General features: G+C 74.9%; 19 protein-coding genes. 9 read left to right on the top strand and 10 right to left on the bottom strand.

Annotated elements, in window-relative coordinates:
* Positions 1-14: 14 nt before the first annotated feature.
* The 6 genes from Q6347_RS14065 to Q6347_RS14040 all read right to left on the bottom strand — a co-directional run bounded on the left by Q6347_RS14065 (position 15) and on the right by Q6347_RS14040 (position 5,092).
* On the bottom strand, positions 15-1,043 hold the full coding sequence (locus Q6347_RS14065) for a DNA-binding protein (protein ID WP_304607679.1): 1,029 nt from the start codon (positions 1,041-1,043) through the stop codon (positions 15-17).
* Between the two features lie 106 nt (positions 1,044-1,149).
* A complete protein-coding gene (locus Q6347_RS14060; RefSeq protein WP_304603899.1) occupies positions 1,150-2,607 on the bottom strand; it encodes a tyrosine-type recombinase/integrase in 1,458 nt (485 codons plus the stop codon).
* Between the two features lie 76 nt (positions 2,608-2,683).
* Positions 2,684-3,073 (bottom strand): hypothetical protein, encoded by a 390-nt coding sequence (locus Q6347_RS14055; protein WP_304603898.1) that lies wholly within the window; start codon positions 3,071-3,073, stop codon positions 2,684-2,686.
* 88 nt (positions 3,074-3,161) lie between these two features.
* Positions 3,162-3,695, bottom strand: coding sequence for a DinB family protein (locus tag Q6347_RS14050; RefSeq protein ID WP_304603897.1), 534 nt, complete (start codon positions 3,693-3,695; stop codon positions 3,162-3,164).
* 52 nt (positions 3,696-3,747) lie between these two features.
* Positions 3,748-4,254 carry a GNAT family N-acetyltransferase gene (locus Q6347_RS14045; protein WP_304604447.1) on the bottom strand — a complete coding sequence of 169 codons (507 nt, stop codon included), beginning with the start codon at positions 4,252-4,254 and terminating at the stop codon, positions 3,748-3,750.
* A gap of 46 nt (positions 4,255-4,300) precedes the next feature.
* Positions 4,301-5,092 carry an alpha/beta fold hydrolase gene (locus tag Q6347_RS14040; protein WP_304603896.1) on the bottom strand — a complete coding sequence of 264 codons (792 nt, stop codon included), beginning with the start codon at positions 5,090-5,092 and terminating at the stop codon, positions 4,301-4,303.
* A gap of 72 nt (positions 5,093-5,164) precedes the next feature.
* Here Q6347_RS14040 and Q6347_RS14035 point away from each other — a divergent pair, with 72 nt between their 5' ends.
* Positions 5,165-6,184 (top strand): LLM class flavin-dependent oxidoreductase, encoded by a 1,020-nt coding sequence (locus Q6347_RS14035; protein WP_304604446.1) that lies wholly within the window; start codon positions 5,165-5,167, stop codon positions 6,182-6,184.
* Between the two features lie 3 nt (positions 6,185-6,187).
* Here the strand turns inward: Q6347_RS14035 and Q6347_RS14030 are convergent, their stop codons facing one another.
* The gene (locus Q6347_RS14030) at positions 6,188-7,069 is read right to left on the bottom strand and encodes an aminoglycoside phosphotransferase family protein (RefSeq protein WP_304603895.1); all 882 of its coding nucleotides are present in this window, start codon (positions 7,067-7,069) and stop codon (positions 6,188-6,190) included.
* 118 nt (positions 7,070-7,187) lie between these two features.
* Here Q6347_RS14030 and Q6347_RS14025 point away from each other — a divergent pair, with 118 nt between their 5' ends.
* Positions 7,188-8,573 carry an NAD-dependent malic enzyme gene (locus Q6347_RS14025; protein ID WP_304607678.1) on the top strand — a complete coding sequence of 462 codons (1,386 nt, stop codon included), beginning with the start codon at positions 7,188-7,190 and terminating at the stop codon, positions 8,571-8,573.
* Between the two features lie 54 nt (positions 8,574-8,627).
* On the opposite strand, the gene Q6347_RS14020 is transcribed toward Q6347_RS14025, so the two are convergent.
* Entirely contained in the window at positions 8,628-9,779 is a 1,152-nt protein-coding gene (locus tag Q6347_RS14020; RefSeq protein ID WP_304607677.1) for a ThuA domain-containing protein, read from the bottom strand.
* Between the two features lie 154 nt (positions 9,780-9,933).
* On the opposite strand from Q6347_RS14020, the gene Q6347_RS14015 reads away from it, so the two are divergent.
* Positions 9,934-10,935, top strand: coding sequence for a methylenetetrahydrofolate reductase (locus tag Q6347_RS14015; protein WP_304607676.1), 1,002 nt, complete (start codon positions 9,934-9,936; stop codon positions 10,933-10,935).
* Here the strand turns inward: Q6347_RS14015 and Q6347_RS14010 are convergent.
* The gene (locus tag Q6347_RS14010; RefSeq protein ID WP_304603891.1) at positions 10,884-11,321 is read right to left on the bottom strand and encodes an SRPBCC domain-containing protein; all 438 of its coding nucleotides are present in this window, start codon (positions 11,319-11,321) and stop codon (positions 10,884-10,886) included. The two genes, Q6347_RS14015 and Q6347_RS14010, sit on opposite strands and share 52 nt — an antisense overlap.
* On the bottom strand, positions 11,318-11,647 hold the full coding sequence (locus Q6347_RS14005; RefSeq protein ID WP_304603890.1) for a helix-turn-helix transcriptional regulator: 330 nt from the start codon (positions 11,645-11,647) through the stop codon (positions 11,318-11,320). The genes Q6347_RS14010 and Q6347_RS14005 overlap by 4 nt, the downstream gene beginning before the upstream one ends.
* Positions 11,648-11,774: 127 nt before the next feature.
* Between Q6347_RS14005 and adhP the strand changes: the two genes are divergently transcribed.
* From adhP to Q6347_RS13975, 6 genes are all read left to right on the top strand, one after another.
* Positions 11,775-12,803, top strand: a complete 1,029-nt coding sequence (gene adhP / locus Q6347_RS14000; protein ID WP_304607675.1) for an alcohol dehydrogenase AdhP — start codon at positions 11,775-11,777, stop codon at positions 12,801-12,803.
* 184 nt (positions 12,804-12,987) lie between these two features.
* A complete protein-coding gene (locus Q6347_RS13995) occupies positions 12,988-13,629 on the top strand; it encodes a YitT family protein (protein WP_171245801.1) in 642 nt (213 codons plus the stop codon).
* Between the two features lie 48 nt (positions 13,630-13,677).
* Positions 13,678-14,121 carry a helix-turn-helix transcriptional regulator gene (locus tag Q6347_RS13990; protein WP_171245802.1) on the top strand — a complete coding sequence of 148 codons (444 nt, stop codon included), beginning with the start codon at positions 13,678-13,680 and terminating at the stop codon, positions 14,119-14,121.
* Positions 14,122-14,131: 10 nt separating this feature from the next.
* Positions 14,132-14,551 carry a VOC family protein gene (locus Q6347_RS13985; protein ID WP_304603889.1) on the top strand — a complete coding sequence of 140 codons (420 nt, stop codon included), beginning with the start codon at positions 14,132-14,134 and terminating at the stop codon, positions 14,549-14,551.
* Positions 14,548-16,944, top strand: a complete 2,397-nt coding sequence (locus Q6347_RS13980; protein WP_304607674.1) for an excinuclease ABC subunit UvrA — start codon at positions 14,548-14,550, stop codon at positions 16,942-16,944. Before Q6347_RS13985 ends, Q6347_RS13980 begins: the two co-directional genes overlap by 4 nt.
* A gap of 3 nt (positions 16,945-16,947) precedes the next feature.
* Positions 16,948-17,460: a GNAT family N-acetyltransferase gene (locus tag Q6347_RS13975; protein ID WP_304607673.1), complete on the top strand. Its 513-nt coding sequence runs from the start codon at positions 16,948-16,950 to the stop codon at positions 17,458-17,460.
* Position 17,461 lies beyond the last annotated feature (1 nt).

Below are 17,461 nucleotides of genomic sequence, written 5' to 3'. Positions count from 1 at the left end.
CCGGAGGCGTCGGCTCAGGCCGTCGCCTCCGGGGTGTCCGGGGTCCCCGTCCCCTCCGCCGCGGTCGCCGACGCGCGCAGCCCGGCGAGCTCGCCCTCGGCCCGCGCCCGGGCCGCCGCCTGGGCCGCCCCGTCGCGGGCGGCGTCGTCCGCGCGGGACCGGGCCGCGGCCAGCTCGTCGCGCAGCCGGGCGGCCTCGCCCTCGAGCCGGTCGCTCGCGGACCGGGCCGCGGTGAGCTCGGCGGCCAGACGGGCCCGCTCGTCCTCGCCGCGCTGGTGCTCGCCGCGCACCGACTCCAGCGCGGAGCGGGCCTCGGCCAGCGTCTCCTGGACGCCGCTCAGCGCGGCGCGCGCCTCGGCGCGCTGCTCGGCCGCGGCCGCGCGGGCGTCCACCGCGGCGGTGAGGTCCTCGCGCAGCGCCACGGTCTCGGCGTGCGCCCGTGCCAGCTCGGCACGCAGCTCCTCGGCCTGACCCTCGGCCCGACGCGCCGCGGCGGCCGCCTGCTCGCGGGCGAGCCCGGCCTCGTCCAGGAGGTTCCGCAGCCGCTGGGTCTCGGCCCGTGCCTCGGCGAGGTCGGCGCGGGCCTCGTCCCGCTCGGCGGCCGCGGTGTCGGCGGCGCGGGCCAGCCGGTCGGCGTCCTCACGCGCCGAGGCCGCACGCTCCTGCAGCGTCGCGGTCTCCTCGGCGTGCTCGTCGCGCGCCCGTCGCACCGCCTCGCCCCAGAGGCCGGCGACCCCGCGCTCGACCAGCAGCTCGACCGACCGCGGCAGGTCGGGCAGGCGCGCCGCGTCGGCGGCGTCCTCGGCGCGCTGCGTCCGCCAGGCGCGCAGGTGGGTGGTGGCCGTGGCGTTGGAGCACCCCGCCCGGTCGCGCACGGTGCTGACCGTCACCGGCTCGTCATCCGCCAGCAGTGCGTCGGCCGCGGCGAACACCCGCTCCCGGGCGGTGACCGGTGCCGGGGGAGCGTCGGCGGCGTCGTCCGCCGGGCGGTCGTCGTCCTCGGAGGGTGTGACGGACGAGAGGACCGGAGGAGGAGTAGTCATCATGCGATCCTACCGCTACTCCTCCTGACCAACTACCGACACCCGCTTTTCCAAAGCGGGTGCGCAAGAATGCGCGGGGATGCCGTACGGAGAGCGTTTGCGCAGTTCAGCGCGCTGCGCGGGCGGTCAGGTGAACCACCCCAAACGGTGCATCTGCACCATCGGTGAGCACATCGTGAGCAGTGTCTGCCGGGTCGTGCGCGGCGAACTGCGCGGACATCGACTCGCCGAGGCGGTCGAGGTCGTCCTCGAACAGCCCCGCGTAGGTGCGCAGGGTCAGGACGGGGGACTCGTGGCCGAGCATGCGCTGGACGGCCTTGACGCTCGCGCCGCTGGCGATGGCCAACGAGGCGGCGGTGTGCCGCAGGTCGTGCAGGGTCAGCGGGGCGAAGTCCTCGGCGCCGGCGCGCAGGGTGACGCGGGCCACGGCCTCCAGGCGCCGGGTGCGGGCGATCTTCTGGCCGCGGGTCAGGCCGTCGCGGCGGGTGCGGTCGGCCTCGACCAGCACCGCCCAGGTGGCGGCGTCCACGACGCCGGTGACCGGCAGGTCCTGATCGGCCTGGACCCGGCGCACGGCGGTCAGGGTGGTCGTGTCGTAGATCCCGGTGGCGGGCAGCCCGAGCAGCTCCTGGAGCGTGCTCACCGCGGTGCCGGCGGCGCGCACGGCCGGGCGGAAGGCGTGCCGGTCGAAGGACTCGCGGCGCAGCGGGCCGCCGTCGCGCGCGGTGAACAGCAGCGCGGTGCCCGGGCGGCCGCCGAGCCGCTCGGCGAGCTGGGGCTCCAGCACGCTCGGGACCGGCACCTCGCGGCGCGCGTGGGTCTTGGTGCTGCCGAGCAGCAGGGTGCCGTCGTCCAGGCGGGTGTAGGCGCGTTCGATGGTGACGCGTCGCCGCAGCAGGTCCACGTCCCCGGTGCGCAGGGCCGAGACCTCGCCCCAGCGCAGCCCGGTCAGCCCGGCCAGCAGCACCAGCGTGCGCGCCGGGGCGGAGGCGGTCGCGTCGGCCGCGCGGCGCAGCTGTTCGTGGGACAGGTACCGGTGCGGCTTGGTCTTGGGCGCGCGCGGCAGGGACGGCACGCGCCCCGAGGGGGTGCGGGCCGGGTTGGCCGTCAGTCGGCGGGCGTCCACCGCGGCGTCCAGCAGCGCCACCAGCAGTCGCACCGCGTCACGACGCCGGGCGGGGGAGGCCGGCTCGGCGGCCCCGTGCGGGCGCATCTCGACCGCCCACCGGGCGACGTCGTCGTGCGTCACCCGGCGCAGCGGCTCCTGGCCGAAGGCGGGGGCGACCAGGGTCCGGAACCGTTCGCGCTCGGACTCCAGGGTGCGCGGGGCGCGGTCGGCGCGGGCGGCCTGCCAGGCCTCGAACCACTCGGCCACGGTCAGCGTGCCGGACCGCGGGTCGACCCAGTCCCCGCGCTTGCCCGCCTCCTCGGCCCGGCGGGCCTCGGCCAGCGCGTCACGTCGGGCCCGGAACGCCCGGGTGCTGCGCAGACGGCCGTCGATGCGGAAGCGCCCTACGTACGACGTCGTGCCGCCGGCTCCGGTGCGCTTCTCGGTGTAGGCCATGGGGGGGAGCCTACTGGCCCGGTCACGGCGATGACCTGCGGCGACGCCGTGGAGGACAAGGGTCGGTGCGAGTTGCTCAGGGCTCGGCGGCGAGGTCGTCCTCCATGGCCCGCAGGATGCGGAACTCCGCGAGGATCTGGTCGTGCCCGGCGAGCGCCTCGGCCTCGGTGGCGTACCGCCGTGTCGTGCACGGTGGTCCGTAGTCCGGCCCCCTGACGCCGGGGAGGGACGGCTTGAGCACCGGGAAGACCATGGTCTCGAAGATCAGCGGGCGCGCGACGGGCAGTCCGCGCCAGTTGTCGGTGCCCAGCCACACGGTCGACACCTGGTAGCGGCCGAGCGCGTCGAAGGCCACCCCCCTGAACTCGAAGTCCGCCATGTGGTCGAGCCATTCCGCATGGGAGATCCGCCGCCCCTGGCGGTCGTAGTAGGGCAGACCGTTGACGTGGTCGAACGTCTCGTCCACGCTGCCACCTCTCGACGGGCCGACTTCCACGCTAGCGGCGCGCCGTGTGCGGCCGGGGGCGAAACGCCGACCGGTGGTCAGCCCGGTCCTAGACGCCCACGGAGCCGTCGATCGCCTCGCGGATCAGGTCGGCGTGCCCCAGGTGCCGGGCGTACTCCTGGACCAGGTGCAGCAGGATCCACCGCAGCGAGTACGGCCCCTCGCCCTCGGGTGGGTTCACCGCGAGGACGTCGAGCCCTGCCGCGCTGGCCACGATCTGCTCGGTGACGCGCTGCGACTCGTCGAGCCAGGCGAACAGCTGCGCCGGGGAGTCTGCCGCGGCCGTGGTGAATGTCCAGCCCTCGTTCTCGCGCTGCCACTGGTCGAGCCAGGACGGCGCCTCCACACCGCCGGCGAAGGTCAGGTTGACCCAGCCCGCCTCGACGACGGCCAGGTGCTTGAGCAGACCGCCGAGGGTGAGCGCGCTCGGGGCATGCCGCTGGGCGAGCTGTTCGGAACTCAGCCCGGAGCACTTCCACCGGATCGTGTCGCGCTGGAAGGCGAGCATGCTCAGCAGCGTCTCCCGCTCGTCCCCGACCTGCGGGGTGCGGGTCCGGTCGGCGGAACCGGTGATCGTCGGCATACGCCTGACGCTATCGGCCCGCTGCCGGGCCGCGACGGCGGCACGCCGCCGTTCAGCGACCGTCCTCAGGAGGCGGGACAGGCAAGGCGAACGTCATGAAAACGCTGTTCGGGTCCGGCACGTAAGTGGCGAACGGCTCGCACTCGACGAACCCGTGCCGGGTGTAGATGCGCCGGGCCGGGGCGAAGAAGTCCTCGGCGCCGGTCTCCAGGCTCACGCGGGTGTACCCGCGCTCGGCGGCCAGGGTCATCAGCTCGCCCAGCAGGCGGGTGGCGACCCCGAGCCCGCGCGCCCCGCGGGCGGTGCGCATCGACTTGATCTCCCCGTGCCCGCCCGGACCCGGGTCGAGCTCGCTGAGCGCCCCGCAGCCGAGCAGCTGCCCGGTCTCGTCGCTGCGCGCGGTCAGGAACGTCACGGCCGGGCCCGCGAGCGCCACCGGGTCGAGGGCGTGCACGGACTCCGGCGGGGAGGTGGCGTGCATCTCGGCGAGGTGCTCCTCGAGCAGGGCGCGCACGTCCGCGCGGGCGGGGGAGTCGACGGCGATGTTCACGCAGGCCATCATCCCTGGCGCGTGTTGCGCGGGTGTGACGGCGGCGCGGGGAGTCTCAGGGAGCGTGCACGGTGGGGTCGTCGCGCAGCACGTCCAGCAGCAGCGGCTCGATGGCGTCGGGGTTCTCCAGGGTGGGCAGGTGCCCGGCCCAGTCCAGGGCGAGCAGCTCGGCGCCGGGGATGGACTCGACCAGGCGCGCGGCCACGGCCCGGAAGTGGTCCATGTCGTGGCCGCCGGTGACCACGAGGGTGGGCACGTGGATGCGGTGCAGGTCGACGTCGACGGGTCGCGGGGTGCCGGCGGCGGCGCCGCGGGCGTGGGCGTCGGTCTCGGCGGCGAGCTGGATGTCGAAGGCGCGGTGCTGCATGCGTGCCAGCGCGGCCCGGGTCTCGTCGTCGGCGTCGGGCCCCAGCCAGGTGTCGACGTTGAGCGCCACGGCGGCGTCCAGGTCCCCGGCGTCCAGCAGCGTCTCCTCGTGGGCGATGAAGTCGCGCAGGGCGGCGCTCGGCGGCAGGTCGGGGTAGGCGGGGGAGATGAGCACGAGCTCGCGCACGCGGTCGGGGTGGCGGCTCGCGAGCTCGAGGGCCACGCGCGCGCCGAGGCTGTTGCCGACCACGACGGCGTCCTCGATGCCGCAGGCGTCCATGACCTCGGCCACGTCGTCGGCGTCGACGTAGTCCTCGGCGGGCAGCGGGGTCTCGCCGAAGCCGCGCAGGTCGGGCCGCAGGACGCGGAAGACCTGGCTCAGACCCGTCATGACGGGGTCCCACATGTGCCGGTCGGCGACCCCGGCGTGCAGCAGGAGGGCGTGCGGACCGGTGCCGGTGACGTCGTGGGCGAGCAGCATGACCCCACGCTAGGAGGGGTGGGGGCGGATCGCACCCGGGAATGCCGCGCCGGTCCATCGGTTGTCATGGACATGAAGCACATCGGTTTCCTGTCCTTCGGCCACTGGACCGACCACCCGTCCTCGGCCACCCGCAGCGCGGCGGACGTGCTCGCGCAGTCGATCGAGCTGGCCGAGGCGGCCGAGGAGCTGGGTGCCGACGGCGCCTACTTCCGGGTGCACCACTTCGCCCGCCAGCTGGCCAGCCCGTTCCCGCTGCTGGCGGCCGTGGGGGCGCGCACGCGCCGCATCGAGATCGGCACGGGGGTGATCGACATGCGCTACGAGAACCCCGCCTACATGGTCGAGGACGCCGGGGCGGCGGACCTCATCGCCGGCGGGCGGCTGCAGCTGGGGATCTCGCGCGGCAGCCCGGAGCAGGTCATCGAGGGCTACCGGCACTTCGAGCACGTCCCGGCGCCGGGGGAGTCGGACGCGGACATGGCCCGCCGGCACACCGCCCGGTTCCTGGAGCTGCTGTCCGGCCAGGGGTTCGCCGAGCCGAACCCGCGCCCGATGTTCCCCAACCCGCCGGGCCTGCTGCGCCTGGAGCCGCACGCGCCGGGCCTGCGCGAGCGCATCTGGTGGGGTGCGGGCTCGCGGGCGACGGCCGAGTGGGCGGCGGCCCAGGGCATGCACCTCATGAGCTCGACGCTGCTGACCGAGGACACGGGCGTGCCGTTCCACGAGCTGCAGGCCGAGCAGATCCGGCGGTTCCGCGACGCCTGGGCCGCGGCCGGGCACGCGCACGCCCCGCGGGTGTCGGTGTCCCGGTCGGTCTTCCCGATCACCGACGACCGCGACCGCGCCTACTTCGGCCTGGAGACGCGCTCCACCGACCAGGTGGGCATGCTCGAGGGCGGCCGGGCGCGGTTCGGCAAGACCTACGCCGGGGAGGTCGACCAGGTCGTGGCGGACCTCGCCGGGGACACGGCGGTCGCGGCCGCGGACACCCTGCTGCTGACGGTGCCCAACCAGCTCGGGGTGGACTACAACGCCCACGTCATCGAGAACGTGGTGCGGCACGTGGCCCCGCAGCTCGGCTGGCGCTGAGCCTCAGCAGGCGGCCGCCGGCGCGTCGGCCGCGGCGTCGGCGAGCGCCGCGTCGATGAGCCGGTGGCCGCGGGCCTCCAGGGCGCGCGCCCCGGCCCGGTGGGCCCGCACGGCGGTGCGGACCGCCTCGCGCAGCCGCGCCCGGCGCCAGGTCGGGCCGTGGAAGGGGTCGGCGCCGTAGCCCTCGACGACGGCGGCGCGCAGGTCGGCCCGACCGGTGAGCTCCCGGGCGTCCAGGCGGGCCAGGTCGGCCACCGGCGGGCGCCACCCGTACCGCCCGAAGCCGACCACGCGCAGCAGTCCGGCGTCGTCGAGCAGCCAGCGGCGGGGCACGAAGTCGCCGTGGGTGGGCACCACGCGCACCGGCGGGTGCTCGTGCGCGGCGATCGCGCGGCGCAGCGCGGCCACCGCGGCGGGCGCGATGCGGTGGTCGTCGTCGAGCAGGGCGAGCGTGCGGGCGTCCTGGGCGGCCTCCCAGTCGCCGTCCACGCGCGACCCGGTCGCGTGCAGCCGGGCCAGCAGCATCCCGGCCTGCCGGTAGGTCTCGGGCCGCTCCGCGGCGGGGTGCCCCTCGGCCGGGCGCCCCGGCAGCCAGCCGAGCGCGAGCAGGCGCTGCTCGCGGTCGGCGCCGAGCAGGCGGGGGAAGCGGTCCTGGCCGGTCAGGTCGTCCAGGACCTCGGTGTGCGCGGCCAGCTCGCGCCCGAAACGCCCGTCCACGTCGCGGTAGCGCCTGACCGCCGCCAGGGTGCCGTCGGCGGCCCGCACCTGCCACACGCCGGTGCCGGTCGATCCCCGGGAGTGGGCGGCCACGACGCGGACGGGTCCGAGCCAGCCGGCCACGACGTCGCGGACGGCGGGGTCGGGTCCCTGCGGCTCGCACGTCATCGGGGCACGATATCGACCCGCGGGACGGGGGTGCGCGCCGGGGTGGCGGGCGCGCCATACTGTGGCCCCGACCCGACCTCGACCCGGCGGCACCGTGGCCGTCGCGGAAGGAAGCACCGTGGCCCTGCCCAGCCCCAGCTACACCATCACCCTGCGCGTGCAGGTCCCGGCCTCCCAGCGGGCCTCGAGCACCGTGGTCGCCGCGGTCGCGGACACCGGGGCGGCGGTGACCGGCGTCGACGTCGCCCACTCCACCGCGCACGGCCTGGTCGTGGACCTGACCTGCGACACCGTCGACGCCGAGCACGGCGACCGGATCGCGGCGCGGCTCGAGGAGCTCGAGGGCGTGCACGTGCTCAAGTGGTCGGACTCGACGTTCCTGCTGCACCTGGGCGGCAAGATCGAGGTGGCGGTCAAGTCCCCGATCACCACCCGGCGCGACCTGTCGCGCGCCTACACCCCGGGCGTGGCGCGGGTGTGCACCGCCATCGCCGACAACCCCGAGGACGCGCGCCGGCTGACGATCAAGCGCAACACCGTCGCGGTGGTCACCGACGGCACGGCGGTGCTCGGCCTGGGCGACATCGGCCCAGCCGCGGCGCTGCCGGTGATGGAGGGCAAGGCGGCGCTGTTCAAGCAGTTCGGCGGGGTGGACGCCTGGCCCGTGTGCCTGGACACCACCGACACCGACGAGATCGTGGCGATCGTCAAGGCGCTCGCCCCGGTGTACGGCGGGGTGAACCTCGAGGACATCGCCGCCCCGCGCTGCTTCGAGATCGAGGCCCGGCTGCGCGCCGAGCTGGACATCCCCGTCTTCCACGACGACCAGCACGGCACCGCGATCGTGGTGCTGGCGGCCCTGGTCAACGCCCTGAAGGTGGTGGACAAGCACATCTCCCAGGTGCGCGTGGTCGTCTCCGGGGTGGGCGCGGCCGGCAACGCCATCATCCGGCTGCTGCGCGCCCAGGGCGCCCGGCACATCGTCGCCTTCGGGCGCACCGGGGCGCTGCACCCCGGCGAGGAGCACGGCGACCCGCACCGCGCCTGGATCGCCGAGCACACCAACCCCGAGGGGTTCACCGGCTCCCTGCGCGACGGGCTGGCCGGTGCCGACGTGTTCATCGGCGTCTCCGCCGGGGACATCCTCACCGGCGCCGACATCGCCCGCATGGCCGACGACGCGATCGTGTTCGCGCTGGCCAACCCCACCCCCGAGGTCGACCCGGTGGCCGCCTCCGAGCACGCCACCGTGGTGGCCACCGGCCGCTCGGACCACCCCAACCAGATCAACAACGTGCTGGCCTTCCCCGGGCTGTTCCGCGGCCTGCTGGACTCCGGCGCCACCGAGATCACCGACGAGCTGATGCGCGTGGCCGCGCTGGCGATCGCCGGGGTGGTCGCCGACGACGAGCTCAACAGCGCCTTCGTCATCCCCGGGGTGTTCGACCACCGGGTGGCCGAGTCCGTGGCCGAGGCGGTGCGCACCGTCGCGGCCGGCGACTGACCGCGCCGGCGCCCCGCACCCCGCCCAGGGTGCGGGGCGCCGGCGGGCGGCGGGTCAGGACGTCGTGGCGAGGGCCTGCTGCCAGGTGACCAGGTCGGCGACCTTGCCGGACAGGTGCCCGGCGGTGGCGCCGTCGGCCACGAGCGCGTCGGCCAGGGCCGTGGCCGGGCGCAGCGTGCGCACCGCGGCGCCGTGCTCGCCGGCCTCGGCCTGCGCCCGCGCGGTGGCGAGCCGCCGCTCGAGCTGGTCCACGGCGACCCGGTCGCGCGCCGTGGCGGCGGGCAGGTCGGCCACCAGGGCGTCGACCTCGCCGAAGGTGACGCAGTCGCCGCCGCCGCTGACCGTCCCGGCCGTCCACCGGATGCCGCGCAGCACCGAGGTCAGGAACGTCGGGTCCGACCACGCCTCGTCGACGTGCCCGGCGCCCTGGTGCCAGGAGCGGCCCCCCTCGAAGTTCTGGCACCACGCGATGGGGTGGTCGTCGCCCATCGTGCCGCCGTCGTAGGTGTCCTCGTCCAGGGTCATGAGCACCTGGACCTCGCCGCGCGGGTTGAGCGTGTAGTTGTACCACTCGTCCCAGCGCTCCCAGGTGGCGGGCACGTCTGTCATCGAGGGGTGGGTCGGGTTCTCCACGCGCATGGTGGCGGTCTGCTGGCGCGGGTGCCCGGCGAACCGTGCCCCGCCGCCGATGAGCCGGGTGAACCAGCTCGAGGTGTGCATGGTGTCGGTGGCGGCGTGCAGGCCGACCACGCCGCCACCGGCGTGGACGTAGCCCTGCAGGGCGGCGAGCTCGGTCTCGTCCAGCAGCCGGGGCTGGGCGGGGTCGAGGTTGTTGGTGTTGTCCACCGGGGAGACGAACACGATCGAGTCGTAGCGGGCCAGGTCCGCGGCGGTCGTGAACGGCGTGCTGTCCATCGTCAGGTCCGGCTGGCCGGGCGAGCCAGGCCCCCACCAGCCGCCGGAGTCGTTGGGCGGGTCCCACACGTCGACCTCGTAGCCGTGCTCGGCACCGAGGTCGATCAGGGCGTGGGTGGTCTCGTCGATGTGCGAGTGCCGGAACCCGAGGGTCTTGCCGACGACGAGGATCTCCTCCAGCCCGGGCTCGGCGGCCGCGGCCGGGGCGGTGGCCGCCGAGCAGAGCCCGACGGCGACGGCGGACGTGGCCAGCGCGGAGACGAGGCGGCGAGGACGGGTCGAGGTGGTCATGGCGCTCCCTTGCGCGGACGACATTGTGTACGTCCGCTCAACTTATACGCCGGGCGCGCCACTTGTCAGCACCAGGCAGGCAGAAGAGTGACATTGATCGGCAGAAGTGCCGCACCGCCCGGCACCCCGGCGCGGGCGCGGCTAGCGTGGACGCATGGCCGCCCCCGACCCGCCGCGCCCCTGGCTGCTGTTCGCGATCACGCCGCCGCGGCGCTCGACCGAGCCCGCCGAGGCCCAGCGCATCGCCGACCGCACCTGCGCCCGGCTGCGCGGGCTCGGCCTGGACGCCCTGGTCATCTACGACATCGACGACGAGTCCGACCGCACCAGCGCCGAGCGGCCGTTCCCGTACCTGCCCACCCTGGACCCCGGCGACTTCCACGCCCGGCACCTGCAGGCCTGGGACCGGCCGGTGATCGTCTACCGCAGCGCCGGCAAGCACGACCCGGCGGCGCTCGCGGACTGGTTCGCCGCCCAGGACCCGCAGCGGGTGCGCACCGTGCTGGTGGGGGCCTCCTCCTCGGACGCCGCGGTGCGCACCACGCTGTCCCAGGCCCAGCGGCTGCGCCGCGAGCACGCCCCGGACCTGCCGCTGGGCGGGGTGGCGATCCCCGAGCGGCACGCCTCGCGCGGGGACGAGCACGAGCGCATGCGCGCCAAGCAGGCCGCCGGCGTGAGCTTCTTCGTCACCCAGGTCGTCTACGACGTGGGCGCCGCCAAGTCGATGGTCTCGGACTACCACTACGCCTGCGGCGACGCGGGCACCGCCACGGTGCCGGTGGTGTTCACGCTGTCCGTGTGCGGCTCGGCGCGCACGCTGGCGTTCCTGGAGTGGCTGGGCGTGCACGTGCCGGGCTGGATGCGCAACGACCTGCGGCACACCGACGACCCGCTTTCCACCAGCTACGACCAGTGCGTCGCCATCGCCGAGGACCTGGCCCAGTTCTGCACGCGGCACCGCATCCCGTACGGCTTCAACGTCGAGTCGGTCTCGATCCGGCGCGCGGAGATCGAGGCGTCCGTGCGCCTGGCGGCCCACCTGCGCGCCCGCCTCGACGCCGACGCGCGCGGGCGGGCCGGTGGCGACGGCACCGGCCGGCCGGTTCAGGCGGCCGCGGCCAGCGCGTCCAGCACCCCCGGCCAGCCGCGGTCGTAGCCCGCGCGGGCCGCGGCGCCGTCGGGCCGGGCCTGCCAGCCGGTGTGCACCAGCCGCACGCGGGTGCCGCCCGGCCCGGCCGCGGCGAAGGTGACCCGCACCAGGGTCGCGGTGTCGGGGTCCGCGCCGGGGTGCCAGGTGAACTCCAGCACCTCGGGTTCGACGGCCTCGGTGATCGTGCCCCACACGGCGGTGGCCCCGTCCGGGCCGGTCTCGACCAGGCGGCCGTCGGTCACGGCCACGGTGCCCTCGGCCCCGAAGACGCTGTGCGTTCCCAGCGGCCACCAGGTGCCGAGGTCGTCGACGAACAGGCGGTAGGCCCGCGCCGGGGGACAGGGGACGAGGACCTCGCACTCGACGGGTGCGAGGCTCGGTTCGACGCTCATGGCTGACTCCTGTGCTCGGTGTGCTCGACGTGGTCGGCGAACGCCTCCAGCACCCCGCCCCACTGCGCGGCCAGCCAGGAGCGCACGGCGTCCGGGCCGGCGGGGGCCAGGGAGTACAGGTGGCGGGTGCCGACCGCGGTGTGCCGCACCAGGCCGGCGTCGGCCAGCACCCGCAGGTGCTTGCTCACCGCGGGGCGCCCGACGGGCAGCGCGGCGGCCAGGTCGCCGACCGGGAGGGGTCCGTGCCGCAGGCGCTCGACGATCTGCCGCCGGGTCGGGTCGCCGAGGGCGTCGAGCGCGCTGTGGGGATCAACAATGTTGCTCATCAGTAACCGTTACTCTACAGCAACTGATGCCCGCAGGCCAGGGATGACGCACGCCACATCGCCGGCGGCGGTGAGGTCCGACCACAAGGCGTAGCATGGTATTACCACACGGACCCAGGAGGTCACCATGAGCATGAAGGCAGCCGTCGTCACCGCGTTCCGCGCCCCGCTGGAGGTCACCGACGTCGACCTCCCGCAGCCCGGCCCCGGCCAGGCGCTGGTGAAGGTGCTCTACTCGGGCGTGTGCCACACCGACCTGCACGCCGCGCACGGTGACTGGCCGGTCAAGCCCGCCCCGCCGTTCGTGCCCGGCCACGAGGGCGTGGGGGAGGTCGTGGCCGTGGCCGAGGACGTCACCCGCCTCGCCGTCGGCGACACCGTGGGCAACGCCTGGCTGTGGAGCGCGTGCGGCCAGTGCGAGTTCTGCCAGACCGGGCGCGAGACCCTCTGCCCGGACCAGACCAACGGCGGCTACAGCGTGGACGGCTCCTTCGGGCAGTACATGCTCGTCGACGCCCGCTACGCCCCGATCATCCCAACCGGCGTCGACCTGGCCGCCGCCGCCCCCATCCTGTGCGCCGGGGTGACCGTCTACAAGGGCCTCAAGCAGTCCGAGGTGCGCCCCGGGCAGTGGGTGCTGATCTCCGGCATCGGGGGACTGGGCCACCTCGCCGTGCAGTACGCCCGCGCCATGGGCATGCGCGTGCTGGCCGTCGACGTCGCCGACGACAAGCTCGCCCTGGCCCGCCGGCACGGCGCCGAGGCCACCGTCAACGCCGCCACCACCGACGACCCCGCCGCCCGCATCGTCGACATCACCGGCGGGGGAGCGCACGGCGGCCTGGTCACCGCGGTGGCCGGCAAGGCCTTCGGCCAGGCCGTCGGCGGGCTGCGCCGCGGCGGCACCGTGGCGCTGGTGGGCCTGCCGCCGGAGGAGTTCGGCCTGGACATCTTCTCCACCGTCCTGTTCGGCCTGACCGTGCGCGGCTCCATCGTCGGCACCCGCGCCGACATGGCCGAGGCGCTGGACTTCTTCGCCCGCGGCCAGGTCGAGCCCACCTACACGGTGCGGCCCCTGGGCGAGGTCAACGACATCTTCGACGAGATGCTCGCCGGCGCCATCGACGGCCGCGTCGTGATGGACATGCGCGCCTGAGGACCGCGCAGCCCGCCGGGCGCACCTCCCCTCCCGCGCCCGGCGACCCCGACGGCCGGACCGCCTTCCCCCTGAGGCGGCCCGGCCGTCACCCTCGGCGCACCGGCGACGTGGCACCATGGCACGCGCACGGCGACCCCGTGCCCCGCCCGCCGCACCGGACCCACGAGGACCCGACCCGCCGATGACCGCCACACCGCCCGCCCCCGCCGACCAGCCCGTCGCCCCCGCCGGGGTCAAGCACTCCCCGGTCGAGGACGCCCTCGGCATCCTGACCGGCACCTTCGTGGTCTCCCTCGGGCTGTTCCTGCTCCGCTCGGTCTCGGCGGTCACCGGCGGCACCGCCGGGCTGTCGCTGCTGGTCAGCTACGTCGCCCCGGTGCCCTTCGGCGTGCTGTTCGCCGCCGTGAACCTGCCGTTCTTCCTGCTGGCCATCCGCAAGAAGGGCTGGGACTTCACCCTGCGCACCGGCCTGTCCATCGCGCTGGTCGCCGGCCTGTCCCAGCTGCACCCGCTCGTGTTCGGGACCCTCGACCTGCCCCCGCTGTACGCGGTGCTGGCCGGCAACATCCTGTGCGGGGTCGGCCTGCTCATCCTGTTCCGGCACCGCTCCAGCCTCGGCGGCTTCATGATCGCCGCCCTCATCGCCCAGGACCGCCTCGGCTGGCGCGCCGGGTACGTCCTGATGGTGCTGGACACCGCCGTGGTGCTGTCCGCGTTCGCGGCCGTGCCCGCCACCACGGTGCTGCTGTCCGCGCTCGGGGCGGTGCTGCTGAACTTCCTGGTGGCGCTCAACCACCGGCCCGGGCGCTACACCGGCTACTGAGCCGCCCGTGCCGCGCACACCCGCCCCGACGGTGGCACCATCGGGGCCATGGCCCGCAGCGCCCACGACCAGCACCTGCACGACCTGGTGCTGCTGCGCCGCGTGCGCGACCGCATCGACCGCGAGCACGCCCGACCCCTGGACGTGACGGCGCTCGCGGCCGGCGTCGGCATGTCCGCCGGGCACCTCAGCCGCCGGTTCGCCGAGACCTTCGGCGAACCGCCGTACCGGTACCTGATGACCCGCCGGGTGGAGCGGGCCATGGCGCTGCTGCGCCGCGGCGACCTGAGCGTGACCGAGGTGTGCTTCGCCGTCGGCGCGTCCTCGCTGGGCACGTTCACCACGCGGTTCACCGAGCTGGTGGGGATGCCGCCGGGGGAGTACCGGCGTCGGGCCCGCACCGCCGGAGCGGCCGAGCTGCCGTCCTGCGTGACCAAGCAGGTGCGCCGACCGATCAGGAATCGAGAAGCGTCGCCCCCCGGTGATGCCTAGCGTGGTCGGCATGGACATCGCCATTCACACCACGTTCCTGCCGCACACCAACCCCGAGGCGTCGCTGGCGTTCTACCGCGACCTGCTCGGCTTCGAGCTCGTCCAGGACGTCGGCTCGGGGGACATGCGCTGGCTGACGCTCATGTCGCCGACCCAGCGGGGCGTGCGTCTGGTCCTGGCCCCGCCGGCCGCCGACCCGGGCATCACCGACGACGAGCGCCGCACCATCGCCGAGCTGATGGCCAAGGGTGCCTACCAGTCGATCATCCTGGCCACCACCGACCTGGACGCGACCTTCGCCCGGGTCGCCGGCGCCGCGGCCGAGGTCGTGTCCGAGCCGGCCGAGCAGCCGTGGGGCGTGCGCGACTGCGCGTTCCGCGACCCGGCCGGGAACATGGTCCGCATCGACGAGGTCGGGCCGGCGCGATGACCACCACGACCCCGCGCCCGGCGCCCGGCGCCGCGGTGCACCCGGCCGACCGCCACGACCGCATCCGGGTGGTCGGCGCGCGGGAGAACAACCTGCGCGAGGTGTCCGTCGAGCTGCCCAAGCGCCGCCTGACCGTGTTCACCGGCGTGTCCGGGTCCGGCAAGAGCTCGCTGGTGTTCGCCACGATCGCCGCCGAGTCGCGCCGCCTCATCGACGAGACCTACCCGACGTTCCTGCAGGGGTTCATGGCGTCCCTGCCCCGCCCCGACGTCGACGAGCTCGAGGGCGTCACCACGGCGATCGTCGTGGACCAGGAGCGCCTGGGCGCCAACGCGCGCTCCACCGTGGGCACGGTCACCGACGCCCACGCCATGCTGCGCCACCTGTTCAGCCGCGCCGGGGACCCGTACGTCGGCCCGCCCGCCGCGTTCAGCTTCAACGTGCCCACCTCACGCGCCTCCGGGGTGATGCGCACCGAGGCCGCCGGCGGGGGCACCACGACCAAGATCGTGCGCGAGGCCGTCTATCTCGGCGGCATGTGCCCCGAGTGCGAGGGCCGCGGCACCGTCTCCGACCTCGACCTGTCCGTCATCGTCGACGAGTCGCGGTCGCTGAACGACGGCGCGATCCTCGTGCCCGGCTACAAGGCCGACGGCTGGATGGTGCGCGGGTTCTCCGAGTCCGGGTTCCTCGACGGCGACAAGCCGATCAAGGACTACACCGCCACCGAGCGCCACGACTTCCTGTACCGGGACAAGGGCAAGATCAAGGCCCTGGGCATGAACATGACCTACCAGGGGCTCATCCCCAAGCTGCGCGAGTCGATCTTCTCCAAGGACCCCGACGCGCTGCAGCCGCACGTGCGCCGCTTCGTCGAGCGTGCCGCCGTGTTCGCGCCCTGCCCCGCCTGCGAGGGGAGCCGCCTGAACGACGCCGCCCGCTCGGCCACCGTGCACGGCAGGAACATCGCCGAGGTCGCCCGGATGCAGATCACCGACGCCGCCGACTGGGTGCGCGAGGTCGACGACCCGGGCGTCGCGCCGCTGGTGGCCAACCTGGCGCGCCTGTTCGACGCCTTCGTCGCGATCGGCCTGGGCTACCTCTCCCTGGACCGACCCGCGGGCACGCTGTCCGGGGGAGAGGCGCAACGGGTCAAGATGATCCGCCACCTCGGCTCCGCCCTGACCGACGTCACCTACGTGTTCGACGAGCCCACCATCGGCCTGCACCCGCACGACATCGCCCGCATGAACACCCTGCTCGAGGACCTGCGGGACAAGGGCAACACCGTGCTCGTGGTCGAGCACAAGCCCGAGACCATCGCCATCGCCGACCACGTCGTCGACCTCGGCCCCGGCGCCGGCAGCGACGGCGGGACGATCACCTACGAGGGCGACGTGGCCGGGCTGCGCGCCGCCGACACCCTCACGGGCCGCCACCTCGACGACCGCACCCGCCTCAAGGACACCGTGCGCGAACCCACCGGGGCGCTGGAGATCCGCGGGGCGAGGCAGAACAACCTGCGCGCCGTCGACGTCGACGTCCCCACCGGGGTGCTCACCGTGGTCACCGGCGTGGCCGGGTCCGGCAAGAGCTCGCTGATCCACGGCAACCTCGCCGGGCGCGAGGGCGTCGTCGTCGTCGACCAGGGCTCCATCAAGGGCTCGCGCCGGTCCAACCCCGCCACCTACACCGGGCTGCTCGACCCGGTGCGCAAGGCCTTCGCGAAGGCGAACGGCGTCAAGCCCGCGCTGTTCAGCGCCAACTCCGAGGGCGCCTGCCCCACCTGCCAGGGCAACGGCCGCATCTACACCGAGCTCGGCTTCATGGAGACCGTCGAGACCGTCTGCGAGGAGTGCGGCGGCCGCCGGTTCCAGGCCGCCGTCCTGGAGTACACCCTGGGCGGCAAGAACATCGCCGACGTCCTGGACCTCTCCGTGGCGCAGGCCCACGACTTCTTCGGCACCACCGACGCCGAGGTCCCCGCGGCCCGCACGATCCTGGGACACCTGCACGACGTCGGGCTCGGCTACCTGCGGCTCGGCCAGCCGCTGAACACCCTGTCCGGGGGCGAGCGCCAGCGCCTGAGGCTCGCGATGCGCATGGGCGACGACGGCGGCGTGCTCGTGCTGGACGAACCCACCACCGGCCTGCACCTGGCGGACGTCGCCCACCTGTTGGCCCTGCTGGACCGCCTCGTCGACGCCGGCAGGACCGTCGTGGTCATCGAGCATCACCAGGCCGTCATGGCGCACGCCGACCGCATCATCGACCTCGGCCCCGGCGCCGGGCACGACGGCGGCACCGTGGTCTTCGAGGGCACCCCCGCCGACCTCGTCGCCGCCCGCGCCACGCTGACCGGGAAGCACCTGGCCGACTACGTGGGAGCATGACGCATGCCCGTCCCCGGACCCGCGCTCACCGTCCGCCCCCCGGTCCCCGCCGACGCCCCCGCCATGGCCCGCGTGCACGTGCGCTGCTGGCAGCAGACCTACCGCGGGCTGATGCCCGACCGGGTGCTCGACGACCCCGGCTTCGTGCCCGCCCGCCAGCGGCTGTGGGACCAGGTGCTGACCGCCCCGGAGGACCGCGGCCACCGCACCGCCGTCGCCACCGCCGACGGGGAGGTCGTCGGCATCGCGCTGGCCGGCATCCCCCGCGACGAGGACGCCGCCTGGGCCCGGGAGCTGTACGTGCTCTACCTCGACGCCGCCCACCACGGCTCCGGCGCCGGGACCGACCTGCTGCACGCCGTCCTCGCCCCCGACGAGGCCGCCGCGCTGTGGGTCGCCGACCCCAACCCCCGCGCCCAGGCGTTCTACCGCAAGCAGGGCTTCACCCCCGACGGGGCCGACACCGTCGACGACGACGGCGTCACCGAGATCCGCCTGACCCGCACCCCGACCTGAC

Source organism: Isoptericola sp. b408 (assembly GCF_030588085.1).
In the GTDB taxonomy this organism is placed as follows: domain Bacteria; phylum Actinomycetota; class Actinomycetes; order Actinomycetales; family Cellulomonadaceae; genus Isoptericola; species Isoptericola sediminis.
This window is presented reverse-complemented; position numbering and strand designations above follow the sequence as displayed.

What these genes read in the sequence shown, in the direction of transcription:
- Q6347_RS14010 (WP_304603891.1), bottom strand. Translation starts at nt 11,321, where the DNA reads ATGAGCGTCGAACCGAGCCTCGCACCCGTCGAGTGCGAGGTCCTCGTC.
- Q6347_RS14020 (WP_304607677.1), bottom strand. Translation starts at nt 9,779, where the DNA reads ATGACCACCTCGACCCGTCCTCGCCGCCTCGTCTCCGCGCTGGCCACG.
- Q6347_RS14015 (WP_304607676.1), top strand. Translation starts at nt 9,934, where the DNA reads ATGGCCGCCCCCGACCCGCCGCGCCCCTGGCTGCTGTTCGCGATCACG.
- Q6347_RS13985 (WP_304603889.1), top strand. Translation starts at nt 14,132, where the DNA reads ATGGACATCGCCATTCACACCACGTTCCTGCCGCACACCAACCCCGAG.
- Q6347_RS13980 (WP_304607674.1), top strand. Translation starts at nt 14,548, where the DNA reads ATGACCACCACGACCCCGCGCCCGGCGCCCGGCGCCGCGGTGCACCCG.
- Q6347_RS14065 (WP_304607679.1), bottom strand. Translation starts at nt 1,043, where the DNA reads ATGACTACTCCTCCTCCGGTCCTCTCGTCCGTCACACCCTCCGAGGAC.
- Q6347_RS14040 (WP_304603896.1), bottom strand. Translation starts at nt 5,092, where the DNA reads ATGCTGCTCGCCCACGACGTCACCGGCACCGGTCCGCACGCCCTCCTG.
- Q6347_RS13990 (WP_171245802.1), top strand. Translation starts at nt 13,678, where the DNA reads ATGGCCCGCAGCGCCCACGACCAGCACCTGCACGACCTGGTGCTGCTG.
- Q6347_RS14035 (WP_304604446.1), top strand. Translation starts at nt 5,165, where the DNA reads ATGAAGCACATCGGTTTCCTGTCCTTCGGCCACTGGACCGACCACCCG.
- adhP (WP_304607675.1), top strand. Translation starts at nt 11,775, where the DNA reads ATGAGCATGAAGGCAGCCGTCGTCACCGCGTTCCGCGCCCCGCTGGAG.
- Q6347_RS13975 (WP_304607673.1), top strand. Translation starts at nt 16,948, where the DNA reads ATGCCCGTCCCCGGACCCGCGCTCACCGTCCGCCCCCCGGTCCCCGCC.
- Q6347_RS13995 (WP_171245801.1), top strand. Translation starts at nt 12,988, where the DNA reads ATGACCGCCACACCGCCCGCCCCCGCCGACCAGCCCGTCGCCCCCGCC.
- Q6347_RS14005 (WP_304603890.1), bottom strand. Translation starts at nt 11,647, where the DNA reads ATGAGCAACATTGTTGATCCCCACAGCGCGCTCGACGCCCTCGGCGAC.
- Q6347_RS14060 (WP_304603899.1), bottom strand. Translation starts at nt 2,607, where the DNA reads ATGGCCTACACCGAGAAGCGCACCGGAGCCGGCGGCACGACGTCGTAC.
- Q6347_RS14030 (WP_304603895.1), bottom strand. Translation starts at nt 7,069, where the DNA reads ATGACGTGCGAGCCGCAGGGACCCGACCCCGCCGTCCGCGACGTCGTG.
- Q6347_RS14050 (WP_304603897.1), bottom strand. Translation starts at nt 3,695, where the DNA reads ATGCCGACGATCACCGGTTCCGCCGACCGGACCCGCACCCCGCAGGTC.
- Q6347_RS14045 (WP_304604447.1), bottom strand. Translation starts at nt 4,254, where the DNA reads ATGGCCTGCGTGAACATCGCCGTCGACTCCCCCGCCCGCGCGGACGTG.